Origin of the sequence: Subtercola boreus (assembly GCF_003399635.1) — a bacterium.
Classification (GTDB): Bacteria; Actinomycetota; Actinomycetes; order Actinomycetales; family Microbacteriaceae; genus Subtercola; species Subtercola boreus_B.
In genome coordinates, this window is sequence record NZ_NBXB01000022.1 from 13,078 (window position 1) to 32,627 (window position 19,550).

Here is a 19,550-nt window from a genome sequence, read left to right on the forward strand (position 1 = left end):
TCAAGACACCGCCTGCTGTCCTGCATTACGCGGGTTCAGCAAAAAAGAAGGCCCCCGTCCGAATGATCGGACGGGGGCCTTCGGGCTGAACAGAGGCGCAGTGCCTAGTGGTGCGACTTCTGGCGCTCGAGGTCGGTACGCGTGACGGGCGCGATCCGGTCTTCGAAGAACCACTTCGACATGCCGGCGCGGAGACGCTGCGGAGCGGTGATCTTGCCCTTGGCGTTCGGCCTGATCATCAGCGGCTTGTACTCGTGGAACGAGACCAGCTTCCAGCGCTCGTACTCGTCGACGTCCTGGTGGACCTCGATGTACTCACCCCCCGGGAGGCGCACGATGCGGCCCGACTCGAAGCCGTGGAGGGCCATCTCTCGGTCCTTCTTCTGGAGGGCGAGGCAGACGCGCTTGGCGACGAAGTAGGCGATGACCGGGCCGATGATGACGGCAGCCTGGATGGCGTGGATCACCGATTCGATCGACAGCTGGAAGTGCGTCGCCAGAATGTCCGAGCTCGCCGCCGACCAGAGTGCGGCGTAGAACGTCACACCGGCAGCACCGATGGCGGTGCGGGTCGGGGCGTTCCGCGGGCGGTCGAGGATGTGGTGTTCGCGCTTGTCGCCCGTGACCCAGCCCTCGATGAACGGGTAGATCAGCACGGTGAGGATGAACAACCCCAGCACCGTGATCGGGATCAGGATGTTCCACGAGTACGTGTGGCCCCAGATCACCGACTCCAGGTGCGGCGGGATGAGCCGTAGGGCGCCGTCGGCGAAGCCGATGTACCAGTCGGGCTGGGTTCCAGCAGAAACCGGGGAGGGGTCGTAGGGCCCGTAGTTCCAGATCGGGTTGATCGTGAAGAACGAGGCGATCAGGGCGATGATGCCGAAGACGATGAAGAAGAATCCACCGGCCTTCGCTGCGTAGACCGGGAGCACCGGGTAGCCGATGACGTTGTCGTTCGTCTTGCCGGGGCCGGCGTACTGCGTGTGCTTGTGCACGACGACGAACACCAGGTGGAGCGCGATCAGAGCAACGATGATGGCCGGCAGCAGCAGGATGTGTAGCGTGTAGAGCCTGCCCACGATCTCCTCGCCTGGGAACTCGCCGCCGAAGATCAGGAACGAGAGCCAGGATCCCGCGAACGGCACACCCTTCACCATTCCGTCGATGATGCGGAGGCCGTTGCCCGAGAGCAGGTCGTCGGGGAGGGAGTAGCCGGTGAAGCCCTCGGCCAGCGCGAGGATGAAGAGCACGAAGCCGATCACCCAGTTCAGCTCGCGGGGCTTACGGAAGGCGCCCGTGAAGTAGATGCGCAGCATGTGCAGGCCGATGGAGGCGATGAAGAGCAGCGCAGCCCAATGGTGGATCTGGCGAACCAGGAGCCCGCCGCGGATCTCGAACGAGATGTTCAGCGTCGACGACATGGCCGACGACATCTCGACACCCTTGAGGGGCACGAAGCTGCCGTCGTAGACGACCGGAGCCATCGATGCCTGGAAGAAGAACGTCAGGAATGTTCCGGTCAGGATGATCACGACGAAGCTGTAGAGCGCAACCTCACCGAGCATGAACGACCAGTGGTCGGGGAAGATCTTGCGGCCGAACTCCTTGACGACGGCCGAGATGCTCGTGCGCTCGTCGATGTAGTTCGCGGCGGCCGAGGTGAAACGGGCCGACGGTGCGCTGGAGATCGTGGGCGGCGCACCGACCGGGTGGTCGGCGGTCCCGTCCACGAGGCCATCGGCCTTGGTTTTTTCGATTGTCATGAACGCTCCCAGAAACTAGGGCCGACTGGCTCGAGAAAGTCACTCTGTGCGATGAGGTAGCCCTCGCCGTCGACTGTGATGGGCAGCTGGGGCAGGGCACGCTTGGCCGGACCGAAGATGACCGCACACTCGTTGTCCACGTCGAACGTGGACTGGTGGCAGGGGCAGAGGAGGTGGTGGGTTTGCTGTTCGAACAGGGCCACCGGGCATCCGACGTGCGTGCAGATCTTGGAGTACGCGACGATGCCGTCGTAGTTCCAGTTCTCGCGCCCGGCGCTGACGTTGAGGTCAGACGGATTGACGCGCATCAGCAGCACGGCCGCTTTGGCCTTCTGCTCGAGGCGGTCGTGGGCGTCGTTGAGGCCTTCCGGAATGATGTGGAACGCCGAACCGATGGTGACATCGGCAGCTTTGATGGGGAGGCCCGAGGGATCGAGCGTCAGCCGCGCCCCCGCCTTCCACATGGTGTGAGAGAGGAGCTCGGCCGGGTTCTCGTTCTGCGGACCGAGACCACGGAACAGGATGACCGCGGGGAGCGGGAACGCGACGAGGGCACCGATGAGGCTGTTGCGGATGAGCGAACGGCGACCGATCCCAGATTCGACATTGCCCTCGTGGAAGATCTCGACGGCACGCGCACGGGTGTCGTCGGACGAGCGCACGGGGTGCCGGATGTCGACACCTTCCTCGTCGTGCATCAGGGACTTCGCCCAGTGCACGGCGCCGATTCCAATGCCCATCAGGGCCAGCGTTATGCCGAGTCCCAGGAAGACGGTGTTCAGTCGTACTGAGCCCGGGTCGTCTGCATTGATCGGGAAGGCCATGTAGGCGGCGACCGCGAAGATGGATCCGGCAATCGAGAGGTAGAAGAGTGTGTAGACGGTGCGCTGGGCGGTCCGGGCCTTCTTCGGGTCGAGATCGGTGACGCGCTTGCGGTGCGGCGGAACGCCGGGATCCGCCAGAGCGTCGCTCGTGATGACGGCGAGACCGCCGGAGGCAGCGGAGGGCTCAACTGCCCTGCCGGCGGAGTTGCTCACTCCGTCTGCGCCTGACGAGAACGCGGCGACGTCTGTGCCGCTCGTGTCGTCGTGTGCCATGGTGTTCCTTTCGAACCTGAGAAGAATGTGTGCCGGTGCAGGGGCTGGGCTAGTTCGACTTCGCTGTGAGCCAGACCGTCAGGGCCACGACTGCGCCGATACCGAAGATCCAGATGAAGAGGCCCTCGGCGACCGGCCCGAGGTTACCCAGTTCGAACCCGCCCGGGGAGGGGTTGTTCTGGATGTACTTCAGGTAGGTGATGATGTCGCGCTTGTCTTCGGGCGTGATGTTGTGGTCGTTGAAGACCGGCATGTTCTGCGGGCCGGTGAGCATGGCCTCGTAGATGTACTTCGACTCGACGCCGGTCAGTTCGGGCGCGAACTTGCCCTCTGTGAGAGCACCACCGGCACCGGCGACGTTGTGGCACATCGCGCAGTTGATGCGGAAGAGCTCCCCGCCGTTCGTGGCGTTGCCGTTCTCGGTGAGCTGCGAATCGGTCGGGATGGACGGGCCGGGCGAGAGCGACGCGACGTAGGCCGACAGCGCTGCGGTCTGCTCCTCGGTGAACTGCACGGGCTTCTGCATGGCCTGGGGGCCCTGCATGGCGAGGGGCATGCGGCCGGTTCCGACCTGGAAGTCGACGGATGCCGCACCGACGCCGAGGAGGCTCGGGCCCGCAGTGGTGCCTTCGAGGTTCATGCCGTGGCAGGTGGCGCAGTTCGCGGCGAAGAGTTTGCTGCCCTCTTCGACCGTGGCCTGCGAGGTGGCGGTGCTGGTGTCAGCGGTGGCAGTGCTCGAGAACAGCGCGTACCCGCCGCCCGTGAAGGCCAGCCCGATCGCGATCAGAACGACGGTCGCAAGCGGGTGCCGTCTGTTCGCTTTCTTGGAGGTGCGGGCCATTCTCTCAACTCTCTGTCGGGACATGCTGGTTCTGCGGCGGAACATGAGCTATTTAAGGATGTAGATCACAAGGAACAGGCCGATCCACACCACGTCGACGAAGTGCCAGTAGTACGACACGACGATTGCGCTGGTCGCCTCCCGGTGACCGAAGTTCTTGACCCCGAAGGCTCGCCCGATCATCAGCAGGAAGGTGAAGAGCCCGGCGGTGACGTGCAGGGCGTGGAACCCGGTGGTGAGGTAGAACGCCGACCCGTAGGAGGACGAGTTCAGCGTGATGCCCTCCTGCACGAGGTTTGCGTACTCCCACGCCTGGCCGGAGACGAACAGTGCACCGAGCACATAGGTGAGGAAGAACCACTCGACCATGCCCCACTGGGTAGGCTTCCACCCTGTGGCACGGGACTGCAGCCGCTCTGCCGCGAACACGCCGAACTGGCAGGTGAACGACGACGAGACGAGGATCAGCGTGTTCACGGTCGCGAACGGTACGTTCAGGAGCGAGCTCTCGGTGTTCCAGAGCTCGGGGCTCGTCGACCTCAGCGTGAAGTAGATGGCGAAGAGGCCGGCGAAGAACATGACTTCGCTGCCGAGCCACACGATCGTGCCGACGGCGACGACGTTCGGCCGCTGCACCAGGGGTGCGGATGTTTGGGTCATCGAGCTGCTAGTCACTCACCCATTATGTCCGATTTCTGTTCAGCTGTTTCGCATTTGCACCCTCTCGGGAAGACTTTTTTACCGGTCGTAGAAGTTCGGCCCGCCGGGGCGCGGATCCGCCGCCGTTTAGGATCGTTGCTATGGCGCCTGAACTCAGCTGGTCGTATCTCCTCTCCTCCCTCCTCGACGCCCGCGACCTCACCGTCGCCGAGTCGACCTGGGCGATGAACGAGGTCATGGAGGGTTCAGCGAGTCCCGCGCAACTGGCCGGGTTCCTGGTCGCGCTGCGGTCGAAAGGGGAGACGGTCGACGAGATCGTGGGGTTCCGCGACGCGATCCTCGACCATGCCCTGCCGTTGGATGTCGACCCCTTCGCACTCGACATCGTGGGCACCGGCGGAGACAGGTTCGGCACCGTCAACGTCTCGACAATGGCGTCGATAGTGGCATCGGGTGCCGGCGTACCGGTCATCAAGCACGGCAACAGGGCGGCGAGTTCGCTCGCCGGATCGTCTGATGTGCTGAAGGCTCTGGGGCTCAATCTCGACCTCGAGCCCGACGCTGTCGCCCGCGTGCTGCACGAGGCCGGCATCACCTTCGCGTTCGCGGCGAAGTTCCACCCGGGCTTCCGGCACGCGGGCGCTGTGCGGAGCGAACTCGGGATCCCGACCGTCTTCAACTACCTCGGCCCGCTCTGCAATCCGGCGAGGCCTGAAGCGTCGGCTGTCGGTGTCGCGCAGCTCGACCGGGTGCCGCTGATCGTCGGGGTATTCCAGACCCGCGGCGCGACCGCGCTCGTTCTCCGCGGCGACGATGGGCTCGATGAACTGACCACGACGGGCCACAGCCACATCTGGGAGGTGTCGAGGGGTGCGGTCACCGAACACGATCTGGATCCACGCGACCTCGGGCTCCGCCGGGCATCCATCGAGGAACTGAAGGGCGGCGACCCGGCCGCGAACGCTGAGACGGTGAGGCGCGTGCTGGGGGGAGAGAAAGGAGCGGTCCGCGACATCGTGCTGCTGAATGCCGCGGCGGGAATGGTCGCCTTCGACCTGGCGCGCGACCCCTCCGGAGTGCAGCAGAGCATCGTCGAACGGTTCGCCTCGAAGATGGTCGTCGCCGCCGAATCCATCGACTCCGGATCGGCGGAACGCAAACTGAAGAAGTGGGTCGCGGCGACCAATCGCGGGGCGTAGGTTTAGCGTCGAGTCCCGGCTCGATTTCGTACCGTCCTTCCGGTGTGCGGGGGCACCGGCCATTCGTGTGGAGGAATTTCAATGAAGAAGCTCATCAATGACCCGAAGAACGTCGTCGACGAGGCAGCCCGGGGTATCGAAGCCGCCCACGGCGACCTCGTGGAGGTGTTCTACGATCCGATCTACATCGTGCGGAAGGGCGCCCCGGTGCAGGGCAAGGTGGCGCTGGTCAGCGGTGGTGGCAGCGGGCACGAGCCGCTGCACGGAGGCTTCGTCGGGTTCGGGATGCTCGATGCCGCCGTTCCCGGGCCGGTGTTCACCTCGCCCACACCCGATCCGATCGTCGCGGCCACGAAGGCCGTCGACGGGGGTGCCGGGGTGCTTCACATCGTGAAGAACTACACCGGCGACGTGCTGAACTTCGAGACCGCGGCCGACCTGGCCTCGGCCGAGGACATCGAGGTGCGCTCCGTGATCATCAACGACGATGTCGCGGTGAAGGATTCCCTCTATACGGCCGGGCGCCGGGGGGTAGCCGGGACCGTGCTCGTCGAGAAGATCGCCGGTGCCTCGGCCGAGCGGCTTGACGACCTCGACACCGTGGCATCCATCGCCCAGCGGGTCAACGACCAGACCCGCTCGATGGGCGTTGCTCTCACGCCCTGCGTGGTTCCGCACGCGGGCGAGCCGAGCTTCACCCTCGCAGACGACGAGATCGAGATCGGGATCGGGATCCACGGCGAACCGGGCCGCGAACGCATCAAGCTCGAGCCGGCCGACGCGATCGTCGATCGTCTGCTCGGCCCGATCCTCGAAGACCTGCCGTTCGCCTCGGGTGACAAGGTGCTGCTGTTCGTCAACGGGATGGGCGGAACACCGCAGATCGAGCTCTACATCGTGTTCCGGCGTGCGGCCGAGGTGTTGAAGGAGAAGGGGATCGACGTGACCCGGTCGCTGGTCGGCAACTTCGTCACCTCGCTCGAGATGCAGGGCGCGTCGATCACTGTACTGAAACTGGATGACGAACTGACCGAGCTGTGGGATGCCCCCGTGCAGACCGCCGCTCTCCGATGGGGAAGGTAGACGGGATGAGCCTCGGTATCGACTGGGTGACCGAATGGATCCGGGAGAGTGCGCGGGTGATCTCCGACAACCGCGTCGAGCTGATCACCCTCGACCGCGAGATCGGTGACGGTGACCACGGTGAGAACCTCGACAGGGGGTTCAGTGCGGTCATCCAAAAGCTCGCGGATCTTCCGGGCGACGCGGTTCCAGGCGATGCCCTGAAGCTCGTGGCGACCACTTTGATCTCGACGGTCGGCGGGGCGTCCGGCCCCCTGGTCGGCACGGCGTACCTGAAGGCCGCGGGCGCTGTCGGCAAGGCCGAGACGCTGGATGGCGCGGCGATCGTTGCTCTGCTGACCGCAGCGCGCGACGGTGTGGTGCTCCGCGGCAAGGCCGAGGTCGGCGACAAGACGATGATCGACGCCTGGACGCCTGCGGTGGATGCCGCTGCCCAGGCGCTGGCCGACGGTGCCGACGAGGCCGGAATTCTGGCGGCGGCTGCGGATGCCGCAGAGCAGGGCGCGAAGTCGACGGAACCGCTCGTCGCCCGGAAGGGTCGTGCGAGCTACCTCGGCGAGCGGGCGATCGGGCACCGCGACCCGGGTTCGCAGTCGTCGGCGCTCATTCTGAGGGCTGCATCGGATGCTGCGGTCGAGGTGGGATCGGATGCCCGATCCGCAAACAGTGCCCCCGCAGACAGTGCCCCCGCAGACGGTGCCTCAGGCACCAGTGGTGCGTCCTAGCGTGGCAGGCGTCGAGGGCAGAGTCGGGCTGGTGTTCGTCTCGCACAGCGAGAAGATCGCCTCGGGGCTCGTCGATCTCGCAGCGCAGATGGCGCCCGGCACGGCGTTGGTGGCGGCCGGCGGCACCGACGAGGGCGGCATCGGCACGAGCTTCGAGAAGGTGACGGCCGCGATGGCGGAGGCCGATTCGGGCGAGGGTGTCGTCGTGCTGTGCGACCTCGGGTCGGCCATCCTGACCGCCGAGACGGCACTCGACTTTCTCGACGACGAGGTGCGGGAGCGCGTGCGGATCGTCGACGCGCCGCTGGTCGAAGGTGCGGTCGCCGCGTCGGTTACCGCGGAGACCGGCGGATCGCTCGCGGCGGTCGTCGCGGCTGCCGAATCGGCTCGCGGTGCTTTCGGCGAGGTGCCCGGGCAGGGCCCTGTCGGCACGGGGGCTGCCGGCACGGAGGCTGCCGGCGCAGCATCCGGTGCCGCAGGCGACAGGGATGGCGGGGCCGACGCCGCGCTCACCCGGACCGTGACCATCGTGAACCGAGACGGGTTGCACGCCCGCCCGGCGGCGGAGTTCGTCAAGCTCGCGAACAGCTACGACCAGAGGGTGACGATCAACGGCAAGGACTCGAAGAGCCTGCTCGGCATCATGTCGCTCGGCCTGGTGCGCGGTGCGACCGCCACCCTGGCGGCTGCCGACGAGTCTGCGCGCCCGGCCCTCGACGCCCTGGTGGCCCTCATCGAGTCTGGTTTCGGCGAGGAGTAGACCGCCGAAGGGACGCAAACTGCTCAGAAGACGAATCTTTGGAGCGGTTTGCGTCCCTTCGACGCGGTCCTCGTTTGAGGGTGCCCTACTTGGCAGTCGCCGTGCGGTTCTCGGCGCCGACCATCCAGGCGTACTGCTCGAGCTTCTCGATGATGCCGTGGAGGAGATCTGCGCTGGTCGGGTCGGCGTCGTCGACCGTGTCGTGCACCTCGCGCATGGTTCCGACGGTCGCCTCGAGGCGCACGACGACGAGGTCCACCGTCTCGGCGGTGTCGATCTCGCCGTTGGGGTACTCAGGCAGCGAGGTGGTGGCCGCAACGGTGTCGGAACGACCATCCGGAACCGCGTGAAGTGCACGCATGCGCTCGGCGATCGTGTCGCTGTACTCGCGTGCCGCGTCGATGATCTCGTCGAGCTGCAGGTGCAGGTCGCGGAAGTTCTTGCCGACGACGTTCCAGTGCGCCTGCTTGCCCTGCACGTGGAGCTCGATGAGGTCGACGAGCACGGCCTGCAGGGAGTCGGTCAGCTCTGTGGGGGCTTTGAAGCCGCGCTCGGCGTTCTGGCGGCGGGTGGCCTTGGGGCCGCCGTCGGAGGGAACCTTCACGTCGCGCTCGATGGTGTTCGTTGACATGGTGTGTGCCTTTCTGATCTGCGAATGGGCGTCTTCAACGCTACGCCTGGGCCGGGCGCGCGTCACCTCGGGCCGGGGCGGTTGACAAGGCGCCACGGGTGGTGGGTGGATGCGGCCATCATCACGACTTCTCGCGGGTGAGTTCCTCGATCGTGATGGCCGCGTTGATCAGGGCGAGGTGGCTGAGCCCCTGCGGGAGGTTGCCGAGGAACGACAGGTCGTCGGCGTCGATCATCTCGGAGTAGAGGCCGACGTCGTTCGAGAGGCCGACGAGTTCGTCCATCAGGGCGATGGACTCGTCGGGCCGGCCGATGCAGACCAGGGCCGATGCCAGCCAGAAGGCGCAGGCGACGAACGTCGCCTCCTCGGCCTCGGCGCCCGAGTACCGGTAGACGAGCGGGCCCCGGGAGAGCTCGCTCTGGATCGCGTCGATCGTCAGCGACATCCGTTCGCCCCGATCGAAGCCGCTGGGTGCATGCAGCAGAACGGATGCGTCGAGCTCCTCGCTGCCCGGGTACATGACGTAGCTCTGGCGACTCTCCGACCAGCAGTGCTCACGCACCCACTCCTGGATCATGCCCTTCTCGGATCTCCAGCGGGCCGGGTCTCCCGGGATCTGGCCGAGCTCTGCGAGCTCGACCGCGGCATCCAGAGCCTGCCAGCAGCCCATCTTCGAGGAGGTGTAGTGCCGGGTGTCCTCGAGCTCCCAGATGCCGGCGTCGGGGCGGCGCCAGTCGTCGCAGGCACGGTCGGCGACGCCCGCGAGCATGCGGCCGGTCTCCGCGTCGAGCACATTGCCGGCCTTCACATAGAGCCGCATCACGTCGAAGAGGTCGCCGAAGACACCGAGCTGCAACTGGCCGCTCGCCGGGTTGCCGGTGACGACGGGGCCGGCGTTCCGCCAGCCGGTCGAGTCGTGCTTCTCGACGTCGCCGGGGGGAGACCCGTCGAGACCGTAGAAGACGTGCAGGTCGGGGCCGTTTGCGCGGATCGTCTTCAGCAGCCACGACACCGAGGCGTGGGTCTCCTCCCGGAGGCCGAACCGGATCAGGGCGTGCACGGTGTAGGCGAGGTCGCGGATCCAGGCGAAGCGGTAGTCCCAGTTCTTACCCCCGCGTGAGCTCTCCGGCAGAGAGGTGGTCGCCGCCGCGGCGATCGCGCCGGTGGGGCTGTAGATCAGGAGCTTCAGGGCGAGGGCGCTCCGCTTGACCGCATCCTTCCACGGGCCGTCGTAGGTGAACTCCTCCGACCAGTTCTCCCAGTTCTTGACCGTGCGCTCGATGCCGCTGTCGGTGAGTTCGGGCTGTGGGATGTGCAGCGGCTCGTTCGACGTGCCAGCGACGGCGAGCACGTGGTGCGACTTCGGGCTCGTCGTGAACCGGCCGGCGATGGCCCGCTCGCCACCGCCGCGCGGGCCGTGGTCGATGCCGCGCACGGCGATGGTGACGGAATCGACGCGGATGACGGGGCCGTGGGTGGTCTTCTGGATCCACGGGCTCGCCGTCGACAGGCAGGTGCCGGGCGCGACCCGCCAGCGGAAGCGCACACTGCCCTTCACCCCCACGACTCGACGGGCGAGTTCGGCCCAGGGCAGGCGGCCGGCGAACCCGGTGACGAGGGCGTCGGTCAGCACAGCGGTGCCGGTGTCGGTGGTGAAGGTGGTTTCGAGCACGTTGGTGCCGGGGAGGTAGCGACGCCTCGAGGTGAAGGCCTGCGTGGGGGTCAGTTCCAGGGCGCCGCCCTCGCTCTCGTCGAGGAGCCGGGCGAAGACGGGGGTGCCGTTGAGGTTCGGCACGGGGAACCAGTCGATGCTGCCGTCGAGCGCGATGAGGGCGACCGTGCGGCCGTCGCCGATGGCGCCATAGGAACGGAGGTCTGTGTAGCCGCCACGGCGGATCGGCACGGTGCCGGTCTGCGGTTGCGTGGCAGCGGCCGGTCGTGGGGTGGGGGAGGGGTCTGCGTGCTTCTTGGTCACTCTGGTCACGATCTACCGTACGACGAACGGCTGGGAGGATGCGCGCCGGGCGGAGGGGTTGCGCGTCGCGTGGTCGGTCAGGCAGCGGGCGGTCAGGCGGGCGGCACCAGCTGGGTGCGCAGGTAGCCCGCGAACCCACCGGGGGTGCGGCCCGCCTGGCGGCCGGAGGTCAGCACTTCGGCGGAAGCGGTGGCGACGGTGCGGGCATCCAGAGCCTCGAGGCGAGCGACGAGGTCGACGTCCTCGTGCTCGCTGAGCGGGGCGAACCCTCCCGCCCGAGCGTAGAAGTCTGCACGGAAACCCAGGTTCGCCCCATGGATGTTGCCGTGCGCGACCCCCGGCGGGTGCCGCCTGACCCAGGCATCGACCTGCCGGGTGCTGAGGTCGGCGAAGTCGGGGCGGACCGTGCCGAGCACGACGTCAGCACCCTCGGCGGCGAATTCGAGCTGGTGGAGCAGCCAGGTGGCGGGCACGACGGAATCGGCATCGGTGTTGGCGATCCAGACGCGGGAGGCGAATCCGCGTGCGAAGAGGTCGAGAGCGTCGAGGGCGAGAGCGACTCCGGCGCGGCGGGCCGCACCGACAGAACGCGCGTCGACCGTCAGCACGGAGACCCCGGGGAAGGAGCGGGCGATGGCCTCGGTGTCGTCGTCGCTGCTGTCGACCGCGACGATGGTGACGATGCTGGGGCCGGTGTCGCCGAGGCGGTCCCGGGTGAAGGCGATCGCCTGCTCGACGGAATCGAGGCAGCGGGCGATCAGCTGCTCCTCGTTGCGGGCGGGGATGACGATGGCGACGCTGTCGATCTCGTCGGGCCCCCTTCTGCGCGCTCTCCCGTCGGCTCCGGATGATCGCTGGGGTGTCATGCGAGTCCCGTCTGTTCTGCAACCGAGCGGGGGTCGGGGGAGTAGACGTCGAGCACGAAGTCACGTTCGAGGTGATGGGTGAGGAGGGTGTGGCCAGCCTCAGCGGCGAGAGCGGCGATCACGCCGTGCACTCCGTCGCCGGTCTGCAGGTAGTCGGCGACCGGGTGGCGCCAGTGGCAGGCCACGAAGACCCCGTCGGCAGTGAGCGCACGCGCGGCGTCGGTGACGACCAGGCGGAGGGTCGGTTCGTCGAAGTAGTAGCCCACCTCGCTGAGCAGCACGAGGTCGAAGGCGCCGGGCGGGAAGCTCTCGGACACATCCGCCACGCTCAGGTGTACGTTCGGATGCCCGGCCAGGCGCTCCCGGGCACGGTCGATGGCGGCGGGCGCGATGTCGACAGCGAGCAGTGAGCCGGTTCGCGGCGCGAGCTGCTCGGTCAGCACACCGATCGAACAGCCGATCTCGAGCGCCCGGTCGAAGTGCCGGCGGGGGAGGCTCGCAAGGGTGACGGCGCGCTTGCGCTCCTCGTACCAGCGACTCGTGAAGCCCCAGGGGTCGTCGTGGCGGGCATACGTGTCGTCGAAGTAGTCGCGGCCGAGCGTCGGGATCGGAGCCTCAAGATGCGCGGATTCGGCGATGATCAGGACCTCCTGGGGGCGGCTGAAGTGCGCAAGGAACGTCGGATTAAGCAGAGCTTCGTCGCCCGGTTCGGGGGAGAGCGGTTCGGTCTGCGACCGGTAGGCGGCAATGGCGGCGCGCTTCCTGGCGAGGGCTCCGGAGTCGGTCAGAGCCGTGAAGCGCGTCCAGGGTGTGGCCGGATCGGCGGGGTTCGACCAGTGCCAGAGCCAGATCGGGTACTCGACCAGGTCGAGCGCGGCGGACGCCTCGTCGGCGAGCGCGGCGGCGATCTCCCCCAGTATCCGGTGGTCGCGGTGGCCGTCGCCGCGCCACGGAGCCACGAGCAGGGTGCGGGCGGGCGCGTCGGCCGGCGCCGCCGCAGTGGGTGGCGGCAGCAGCGCGATGAAATCGCTGATCGCTGCGCTGATCGGAGCGCGATCCACCTGCACGCGGCCGTCGGGGAAGCCGAGGAACGTCACGGCCGCGCGCGGGTTCAGCAGCGCGATGGCCTCCGTCGCCTCGGCGGCCCGCGTCGCGGCGAGGTCGGAGGCGACCACACTCGGCGAGCCGGGGTGGGAGGCGGAGCCGTCTGTGACGATGATGACGTCGGCGGGGATGCCGAGCGCAAAGGCACGGGCGAGGAGGGCCCCGGCGCCGAGGGTCTCATCGTCGGGGTGGGCGGCGAGCACGATCATCCGGTCGACGCCTGTGAGCGAGAAGACAGGAAGCTGCCCGAGACGGGGGTCGGCCAGCCATTCCGCTGAAGAGGTTCCCGGGTCGCGGGAGTCGAAGCTCACCACGGCAGATCCGTGCCCTCGGCGAGCTGGCGGCCGAGGGAGGCTTCGTCCTTCTCCGCATGGTGCTGACGGAGGTACAGTTCGAGGTCGGCGACACGTTTGGCGTGCTCGGCGTCGAGGGCGAGCGGGGCCGGGCCGAGGGCGTGGGCGACATGTCGGAGCACATCTTCGGATGCCCGGGCCACCGTTGCCCTCACCCGCTTGGCGAGCAGGCGCCCGGATTCGCCCGTCGCGGAGCCGCCATCGACGAGGTGTGCCGCTTCGGCGAGCGCGCGCCGGGCATCGCTGAGACGCTCGTCGACGACGCCGAGGTGCAGTTGCAGCAGGGGATCGGCGGTGTTCCGGGCGCACTCGGCGAGGGTGCGGCCGGCGCCGACTGCTCCGCCGAACCAGCAGGCGGCGACACCGATGCCGCCCCAGGCGAATCCGGGCCGCTCGAGGTACCAGCCGGCAGCGCCGACGGGCTCCGCCTCGACGTTGTCGAAGTGCACGGGTCCGCTCGGCACCTCGGTGAGGCCGCGGGCGTGCCAGGCTCCCGGCTCGACACGGACCCCCGGTTGGCGGAGGTCGACGGCAAACAGCCGGCGGGGCACGGATGCTCCACCACCGCCGACCGCAGCGGAGATGAGCGCGCGGTCGAGGCGGTCGGCGAGGGAGCACCACGGTTTGGTGCCGGTCAGCGTCCAGCCGGCTCCGTCCTGGGCGCAGGCGACGAGCGGGTGGGGCCCGCCTTCGGCGGCGAAGACGCCCCAGGTGCTGGCGCCCGGCGCGCTCCCGCTGGCGACGCTCCCGCTGGCGGCACCCGTGTCGCCAGCCTGCTCGAGGATCGCCAGCGCGTCGAGGTGCGGCTCGATCGCCCGCGCCGCCCCGAGGTCTGCTGCCGCCAGGGTGGCGAGCGTCTCCCACAGTTCGCCGGTGTAGCCGCCGCCCGGCACGGGTGCAGGGTCTTCCTGCCCGAGCCTCAGCGCGAACTGCAGCGCTCCGTCGACGAGTCCGAGCCCGGACGAGTCGTCAGCACAGGAGGAGCCAGAGGCCGACACCCACGACGCCGCCAGGGCGGGCCAGCGGGGACGATCATCCGGACGCCTCGGCGACAGCGACACCCACACGTGCTCGATCGTCATCTCGCCTCCTCCGTCGACCCCACAGTAAAGGAGTGCCCGGGGGCCCGGCGAGCGCGCGGGCACCCCTTGCGCGAGGGCCGGTTTTGCGGCAGTGCACCTCTCACGCACGCGCCGGGCCGGTGCGTCAAGCCCCGCGCCGTCCGACATTCTCACAGCGGCGATTCCGCGATGATGAATGCCATGTCGACTTTCCCCCGCTCCCTGCCCTACCCGCTCGGTGTCACCCTGCTCGAGGGTGGCATCTCGTTCGCCATCTACTCCGAGACGGCCGACTCCGTCGATTTCTGCAGCTTCGATGAGAACGGCGCCGAGACCGTCACGCGCCTGACCGAACGCACGGGTCACGTGTTCCACGGCATCGTCGAGGGCGCCGGCACCGGCACCCGCTACGGCATCCGTGTCGACGGACCGTGGAACCCCGCCGAAGGCCTTCGCCACAACCACCACAAGCTGCTGCTCGACCCGCATGCGACCGCCATCGAGGGGGACTACACCTGGGGTCAGGCCGTGTTCGGGCACGACATGAACGAGCCCGAGAAGAGGGACGAGACGGATTCCGCCGGCTCCACGCCGCTCTGCGTCATCACCGACCCGGGCTTCGACTGGAGCGACGGCCAGGGCGGCACCGACACGTCGCCCCGTACCCTGCTCAGCGAGACGGTCATCTACGAGACCCACGTGAAGGGCTTCACGAAACTGCACCCCGGTGTGCCCGAGGAGATCAGGGGCACCTACGCCGGGCTCGGTCATCCGGCAGCCATCAAACACTTCACCGATCTCGGCATCACCGCCGTCGAGCTCATGCCCGTGCAGCAGTTCGTGCAGGACTCCCACCTGCTCGAGAAGGATCTCCGCAACTACTGGGGCTACAACAGCATCGGCTTCTTCGCCCCGCACGGCGACTACGCCGCAGCGGGCGACGACGGCGGCCAGGTGCGTGAGTTCAAGCAGATGGTCAAGAACCTGCACGCGGCCGGTCTCGAAGTGATCCTCGACGTGGTCTACAACCACACCGCAGAGGGCAACCACATGGGCCCGACGCTGTCGTTCAAGGGCATCGACAACGAGGCGTACTACCGGCTGGTCGAGGATGACCGTTCGAGCTACTTCGACACGACGGGTACCGGCAACAGCCTGAACGTCTCGCACCCGACGGCCCTCGGCCTGATCATGGATTCGCTCCGCTACTGGGTGACCGAGATGCACGTCGACGGCTTCCGCTTCGACCTCGCCACCACCCTCACCCGGCAGGGCGGGGACGCGGAGATCCACAGCGCGTTCCTCACGCTCATCCAGCAGGACCCGGTGCTCGCCCCCGTCAAGATGATCGCTGAGCCGTGGGACACCGCGGGCTACCAGGTCGGCGGCTTCCCGGCCGACTGGTCGGAGTGGAACGGCAAGTTCCGGGATGACGTGCGCGACTTCTGGAACGGCAGCGACGGCATCCTCGGCACCCTCTCGCAGCGCGTGCTCGGCAGCCCCGACGTGTACGAGGCCGACCGGCGCTCGCCGCTGTCGAGCATCAACTTCGTCACCGCGCACGACGGGTTCACCCTCGCCGACCTGACCGCGTACAACCAGAAGCACAACTCGGCCAACGGCGAGGACAACAACGACGGCGAGAGCGACAACAAGTCGTCGAACGGCGGAGCGGAGGGGGCGACCGACAACGAGGCCGTGAACGAGCGGCGCGGGCGGCTTCGCCGCAACTTCCTCGCGACGCTGCTGCTTTCGGCAGGCGTTCCGATGATCCTCGGTGGCGACGAGCTCTGCCGCACCCAGGGCGGCAACAACAACGCCTACTGCCAGGACAACGAGATCTCGTGGTTCGACTGGGCGAACGCCGACGAGGAGCTGCTGGCGTTCACGACGCAGCTCATCACGCTGCGCCGGGAGAACCGGGCGTTGCACCCGGCGTGGTTCCGGTCGGCGCCGGAGACCGGCGATTCGAACACGGTCGTGGTCGAGCGAAGCGACGCCGAGGAGTTCAGCGACGAGGACTGGGAGAACCCGGATGCCCGGTCGATCGTCTTCGTTCTCGAACGGGCGGACTCCGACTCGTTCGCGCTGATGCTGAACGCGGCGGAGAACGGGGTCGAGTTCCAGGTTCCGGAGGCGCCCGGCGCCGAGTGGGAGCTGGCGCTCTCCAGCGACCCCGAGCAGCGGGTGGCGGCCCCCGTGTCGACGCTGATCGTGCGCGACTGCTCGTTCACGCTCCTCCGTTCGCGGTCCTGACCCGTCGGCCCGTCCCGCCCGTCCCGCGCGCTCGTCCCGCCCGCCCATCGATCCCCCGAAATCTGTCGCTGTCCGTCGCTGATACCGACAGATTTCGGGGGATCGATCGCCTGGCGGCGGATGTGCTGCGTCAGGAGCTCACTGCAGGGCCGAGGTGAGGCGCGCGAGGTTGTCGAGGATGGTCGAGCGAAGCGGCTGGCGTCTCCATTCCTCGAGGGTGAGCCGGCGGCTGAGCGCGCGGTAGCCGTCTTCGACGCTCCGCATCTCGTCCACGAACGACGCCCCCCGAACCATCAGCGAGATCTCGAGGTCGAGGTTGAACGAGCGGATGTCCATGTTGCTCGACCCGATGACCGCGACCTCGGCGTCTATCGTGAAGTGCTTGGCGTGCAGGATGTACGGGGCCGGGTAGAGCCAGATCGTCACCCCCGCCTTCAGCAGGGACTCGTAGTAGGAGCGCTGCGCGTGGTACACCCCGGCTTGGTCGCCGATCTCCGACACGAAGAGCTGCACGTCGAGCCCGCGCTGGGCGGCCGTGGTGATGGCGTAGAGCATCGAGTCATCGGGCACGAAGTAGGGCGACGTGATGATGATCTTCTTCTGGGCGTAGTACATCAGAGCGAGGAACAGCCGGAGGTTGTTCTCACCCTCGAAGCCCGGGCCGCTCGGAACGAGCTGGCAGTCCAGGGCATCCGGGGCCGAGTTCACGATCTCGTCGGTGAGTTCCACGGTCTCCCGGGAGAGCAGCTCGTCGGTCTCGCTGTACCAGTCGGTGATGAAGATCGCGTTGATGCCGCTGACGATCGGGCCTTCGACCCGGGTCATCAGGTCCTGCCACTTGAGGCCGCGGCGGATGTTGCTCTTCTTGTTGTAGTGGCGGCTCACGAGGTTCTGAGACCCCATGAAACCGACTATGCCGTCGACGACGAGCAGTTTCCGGTGGTTCCGCAGATCCGGTCGCTGCCACTTGCCCTTCAACGGCTGCACCGGAAGCATGAACTGCCACGTCGCGCCCATCGCCGTGAGCCGCTTGAAGGTCGCCTTGTGGGTGGGGCTCCGGATGGCGGTGATGTGGTCGACCAGCACGCGCACGATGACACCGCGCCCCACTGCACGTTCGAGCGCGTCGAAGAATCCCGCCGTGACCTCGTCGAGGGCGATGAGGTAGAACTCGCAGTGCACGAAGCGTTCGGCCGTGTCGACCGCCACCGTCATGGCGGCGATGGATGCGGCGTAGTCCCCGATGAGGCTGGCCGAGTTGCCGCCGACCAGCGGCATCGCCCCGAGCTCCCGGTTCAGGTGCACGACCGAGCGGAGCCACGTGGGCCAGGGCCTGTCGTCGGTGACGAGCTCGATGCCGTGGGTCGTCTCGATGATGAACTCGTTGATCGCCTTCTGCTTGTCGCGCCGCTTCTTCGGGAGCTTGTAGCTGCCGATCAGCAGGAAGACGAGCACACCGAGGTAGGGGATCAGGAAGATCGCGAGCAGCCAGGCCATCGCGGCGCTCGGGCGGCGGTTGCGCGGCACGACGATGATCGCGATGACGCGCACGGCCAGATCGATAAGTAAGGCGGTCACGAGCACAATGATGGTGAACTGTTCGCCTGTCATGAGCCCCCCGCTGCGTGTCCCTGCGATTCTATCCAGCCAGGTAGTACCACTTTCCGTCGAGCTTCTCGAAGCTGCTCGTCTCGTGCAGCTCGCCGCGCTCGGCGTCGAGGCGGAAGCGCGCGACGAACTCGACCGTGCCGGTCTGCCCGAGCATCCCGCCGCCAGTGCGGTCCAGGATGTCGAGGCGGTACCAGCGCTGGGCGGGGTCGAGTTCGAGGTCGCCGGCGGCCGGCCTGGTCGACGGATGCCACGTGGCGAGCAGGTAGGCGGCGTCGCCCACCGCGAACGCCGAGTACCGCGAACGCATCAGACGTTCGGCAGTGGGGGCCTGCTGCTCGCCGGCGTGGAACGGACGACAGCACTCGCCGTAGGGGTTGCCGCTGAGGCACGGGCAGCGCTCCGTCGGTGCGGGCGGCGGCCAGGCGGCACCCGGCGTGTCCCGGGCATCCGTCACAGCGAGGCGATCGCTTCGATCTCGATGAGCAGGTCGGGGTCGGCGAGCCGGGAGACCTCGACGTGGCTGCGCACCGGGCGATGCTCGCCGAAGAACTCGCGGTAGACCTCGTTCACGACCGGCTGCTCGGACATGCGCGTGTTGAAGATGGTGACCTTGACGATATCGGAGCGGGATCCGCCGGCGGCGGTGATCAGGCGGTCGAGGTTCTGCAGGCACGCCTCTGTCTGCTCGCGCATGCCGACGAGGGCAGGGGCGACGGCGTCGGTGGATCCGATGACGGGGTAGGTCTGGCCCGAGAGGTAGACGGCTTGGCCGCTGGTCTTGACGACCGCGGAGAAGGGCGGGCGCTCGGTGCCGGTCGATGCGGCGAGGGTCTCGCTCCAGAAGGCGTCGAGTCCGGCATCCAGGTATTCGTTCATGCCTCCATCCTGCTGCACCCAGGCCCTGTTCCACCGAGAACCGGGCGGAGTACTCGGGATGGCCGCCGAAGCAGTGCGGCGACAGTAGGGTCGGAGCATGACGGGCAGCGGCGGGGTGCGGTGGCTCGAATGCCACCAGGTCGCGCTGTACCTCGGGGCGCTCGCGGTGGGAGCGGCGGCCGGGCTCGGGGCGCCCTCGGTGGCGGGGGGCCTTGACGTGATGATCACGCCGGTGCTCGGTCTGCTGCTGTTCGCCACGTTCCTGGGTGTTCCGATCATCGAGCTTCCCCATGTCGATCAGCGGTGCTGCACCGAGGTTCACCGCCGCGATGAACAAGCGCGGTGTGCCGTACGGCGGCATCCTGCTCACGGCCGCCGTCGCCCTGCTCGGTGTCGCCCTGAACTTCTTCGTGCCGAAAGACGCGTTCGAGACTACCCGGCCGGCACCTACACGATCGCGTCGCTCGTGATCATCATCCCGCTGCTGATCCTCGGCTGGTACCTGATGCGCGTGCGCATCCTCGAGATCGCCAAGGCGCGCGAGGGTTACACCGGCGCGTTCCCCATGGTGGCGAACAGGCTGCTCGGCGACTCCGCCTCCCACCCGAAGAAGGAGTAGCTGCGCCCTGCGCTTTGGGTCACCCGCCACCCGCACCACCTCCGTGCACAATTCAGGACATGCGAGC

General features: G+C 67.7%; 17 protein-coding genes and 1 pseudogene. 6 read left to right on the top strand and 12 right to left on the bottom strand.

Annotation, left to right across the window (positions count from 1 at the left end; genetic code table 11):
- Positions 1-104: 104 nt before the first annotated feature.
- From qcrB to ctaE, 4 genes are read right to left on the bottom strand one after another with little or no spacing between them, the layout of a single operon-like run.
- Positions 105-1,766, bottom strand: coding sequence for a cytochrome bc1 complex cytochrome b subunit (qcrB, locus tag B7R22_RS07430; protein ID WP_116411146.1), 1,662 nt, complete (start codon positions 1,764-1,766; stop codon positions 105-107).
- A complete protein-coding gene (gene qcrA, locus B7R22_RS07435) occupies positions 1,763-2,863 on the bottom strand; it encodes a cytochrome bc1 complex Rieske iron-sulfur subunit (protein ID WP_116411147.1) in 1,101 nt (366 codons plus the stop codon). Before qcrA ends, qcrB begins: the two co-directional genes overlap by 4 nt.
- A 49-nt stretch (positions 2,864-2,912) precedes the next feature.
- Positions 2,913-3,704 carry a cytochrome bc1 complex diheme cytochrome c subunit gene (qcrC, locus tag B7R22_RS07440; protein WP_116411148.1) on the bottom strand — a complete coding sequence of 264 codons (792 nt, stop codon included), beginning with the start codon at positions 3,702-3,704 and terminating at the stop codon, positions 2,913-2,915.
- A gap of 48 nt (positions 3,705-3,752) precedes the next feature.
- Positions 3,753-4,364 (bottom strand): aa3-type cytochrome oxidase subunit III, encoded by a 612-nt coding sequence (gene ctaE / locus B7R22_RS07445; protein WP_116411149.1) that lies wholly within the window; start codon positions 4,362-4,364, stop codon positions 3,753-3,755.
- Between the two features lie 140 nt (positions 4,365-4,504).
- Here ctaE and trpD point away from each other — a divergent pair, with 140 nt between their 5' ends.
- From trpD to dhaM, 4 genes are all read left to right on the top strand, one after another.
- Positions 4,505-5,563, top strand: coding sequence for an anthranilate phosphoribosyltransferase (gene trpD / locus B7R22_RS07450; RefSeq protein ID WP_116411150.1), 1,059 nt, complete (start codon positions 4,505-4,507; stop codon positions 5,561-5,563).
- Positions 5,564-5,644: 81 nt separating this feature from the next.
- Positions 5,645-6,646 (top strand): dihydroxyacetone kinase subunit DhaK, encoded by a 1,002-nt coding sequence (dhaK, locus tag B7R22_RS07455; protein WP_116411151.1) that lies wholly within the window; start codon positions 5,645-5,647, stop codon positions 6,644-6,646.
- A 5-nt stretch (positions 6,647-6,651) separates the two neighbouring features.
- Complete coding sequence (dhaL, locus tag B7R22_RS07460) at positions 6,652-7,371, top strand: dihydroxyacetone kinase subunit DhaL (RefSeq protein WP_116411152.1); 720 nt, start codon at positions 6,652-6,654, stop codon at positions 7,369-7,371.
- 1 nt (position 7,372) lies between these two features.
- The gene (gene dhaM / locus B7R22_RS07465) at positions 7,373-8,131 is read left to right on the top strand and encodes a dihydroxyacetone kinase phosphoryl donor subunit DhaM (protein WP_253258944.1); all 759 of its coding nucleotides are present in this window, start codon (positions 7,373-7,375) and stop codon (positions 8,129-8,131) included.
- 85 nt (positions 8,132-8,216) lie between these two features.
- On the opposite strand, the gene B7R22_RS07470 is transcribed toward dhaM, so the two are convergent.
- From B7R22_RS07470 to B7R22_RS07490, 5 genes are all read right to left on the bottom strand, one after another.
- Positions 8,217-8,762: a Dps family protein gene (locus B7R22_RS07470; protein WP_116411154.1), complete on the bottom strand. Its 546-nt coding sequence runs from the start codon at positions 8,760-8,762 to the stop codon at positions 8,217-8,219.
- A 121-nt stretch (positions 8,763-8,883) separates the two neighbouring features.
- Positions 8,884-10,665, bottom strand: a complete 1,782-nt coding sequence (locus B7R22_RS07475) for a glycoside hydrolase family 15 protein (RefSeq protein WP_116411181.1) — start codon at positions 10,663-10,665, stop codon at positions 8,884-8,886.
- A 164-nt stretch (positions 10,666-10,829) separates the two neighbouring features.
- On the bottom strand, positions 10,830-11,603 hold the full coding sequence (locus tag B7R22_RS07480) for a glycosyltransferase (RefSeq protein ID WP_116411155.1): 774 nt from the start codon (positions 11,601-11,603) through the stop codon (positions 10,830-10,832).
- Positions 11,600-13,018, bottom strand: coding sequence for a bifunctional PIG-L family deacetylase/class I SAM-dependent methyltransferase (locus B7R22_RS07485; protein WP_253258945.1), 1,419 nt, complete (start codon positions 13,016-13,018; stop codon positions 11,600-11,602). The genes B7R22_RS07480 and B7R22_RS07485 overlap by 4 nt, the downstream gene beginning before the upstream one ends.
- Positions 13,015-14,142 carry an acyl-CoA dehydrogenase gene (locus tag B7R22_RS07490; protein ID WP_116411157.1) on the bottom strand — a complete coding sequence of 376 codons (1,128 nt, stop codon included), beginning with the start codon at positions 14,140-14,142 and terminating at the stop codon, positions 13,015-13,017. Before B7R22_RS07490 ends, B7R22_RS07485 begins: the two co-directional genes overlap by 4 nt.
- Positions 14,143-14,322: 180 nt before the next feature.
- Here B7R22_RS07490 and glgX point away from each other — a divergent pair, with 180 nt between their 5' ends.
- On the top strand, positions 14,323-16,377 hold the full coding sequence (glgX, locus tag B7R22_RS07495; protein WP_116411158.1) for a glycogen debranching protein GlgX: 2,055 nt from the start codon (positions 14,323-14,325) through the stop codon (positions 16,375-16,377).
- Positions 16,378-16,515: 138 nt separating this feature from the next.
- Here glgX and cls read toward each other — a convergent pair whose 3' ends face one another.
- Genes cls through B7R22_RS07510 form a run of 3 tightly spaced genes read right to left on the bottom strand, consistent with a single transcriptional unit; the run spans position 16,516 to position 18,864 of the window.
- Positions 16,516-17,988, bottom strand: coding sequence for a cardiolipin synthase (cls, locus tag B7R22_RS07500; RefSeq protein ID WP_116411159.1), 1,473 nt, complete (start codon positions 17,986-17,988; stop codon positions 16,516-16,518).
- Between the two features lie 28 nt (positions 17,989-18,016).
- Entirely contained in the window at positions 18,017-18,442 is a 426-nt protein-coding gene (locus B7R22_RS07505; RefSeq protein ID WP_116411160.1) for a YchJ family protein, read from the bottom strand.
- Positions 18,439-18,864, bottom strand: coding sequence for a RidA family protein (locus tag B7R22_RS07510; RefSeq protein ID WP_116411161.1), 426 nt, complete (start codon positions 18,862-18,864; stop codon positions 18,439-18,441). The genes B7R22_RS07505 and B7R22_RS07510 overlap by 4 nt, the downstream gene beginning before the upstream one ends.
- A 290-nt stretch (positions 18,865-19,154) precedes the next feature.
- On the opposite strand from B7R22_RS07510, the pseudogene B7R22_RS20440 reads away from it, so the two are divergent.
- A pseudogene (locus tag B7R22_RS20440) lies at positions 19,155-19,483 on the top strand (hypothetical protein); the annotation flags it as partial.
- Between the last annotated feature and the right edge of the window lie 67 nt (positions 19,484-19,550).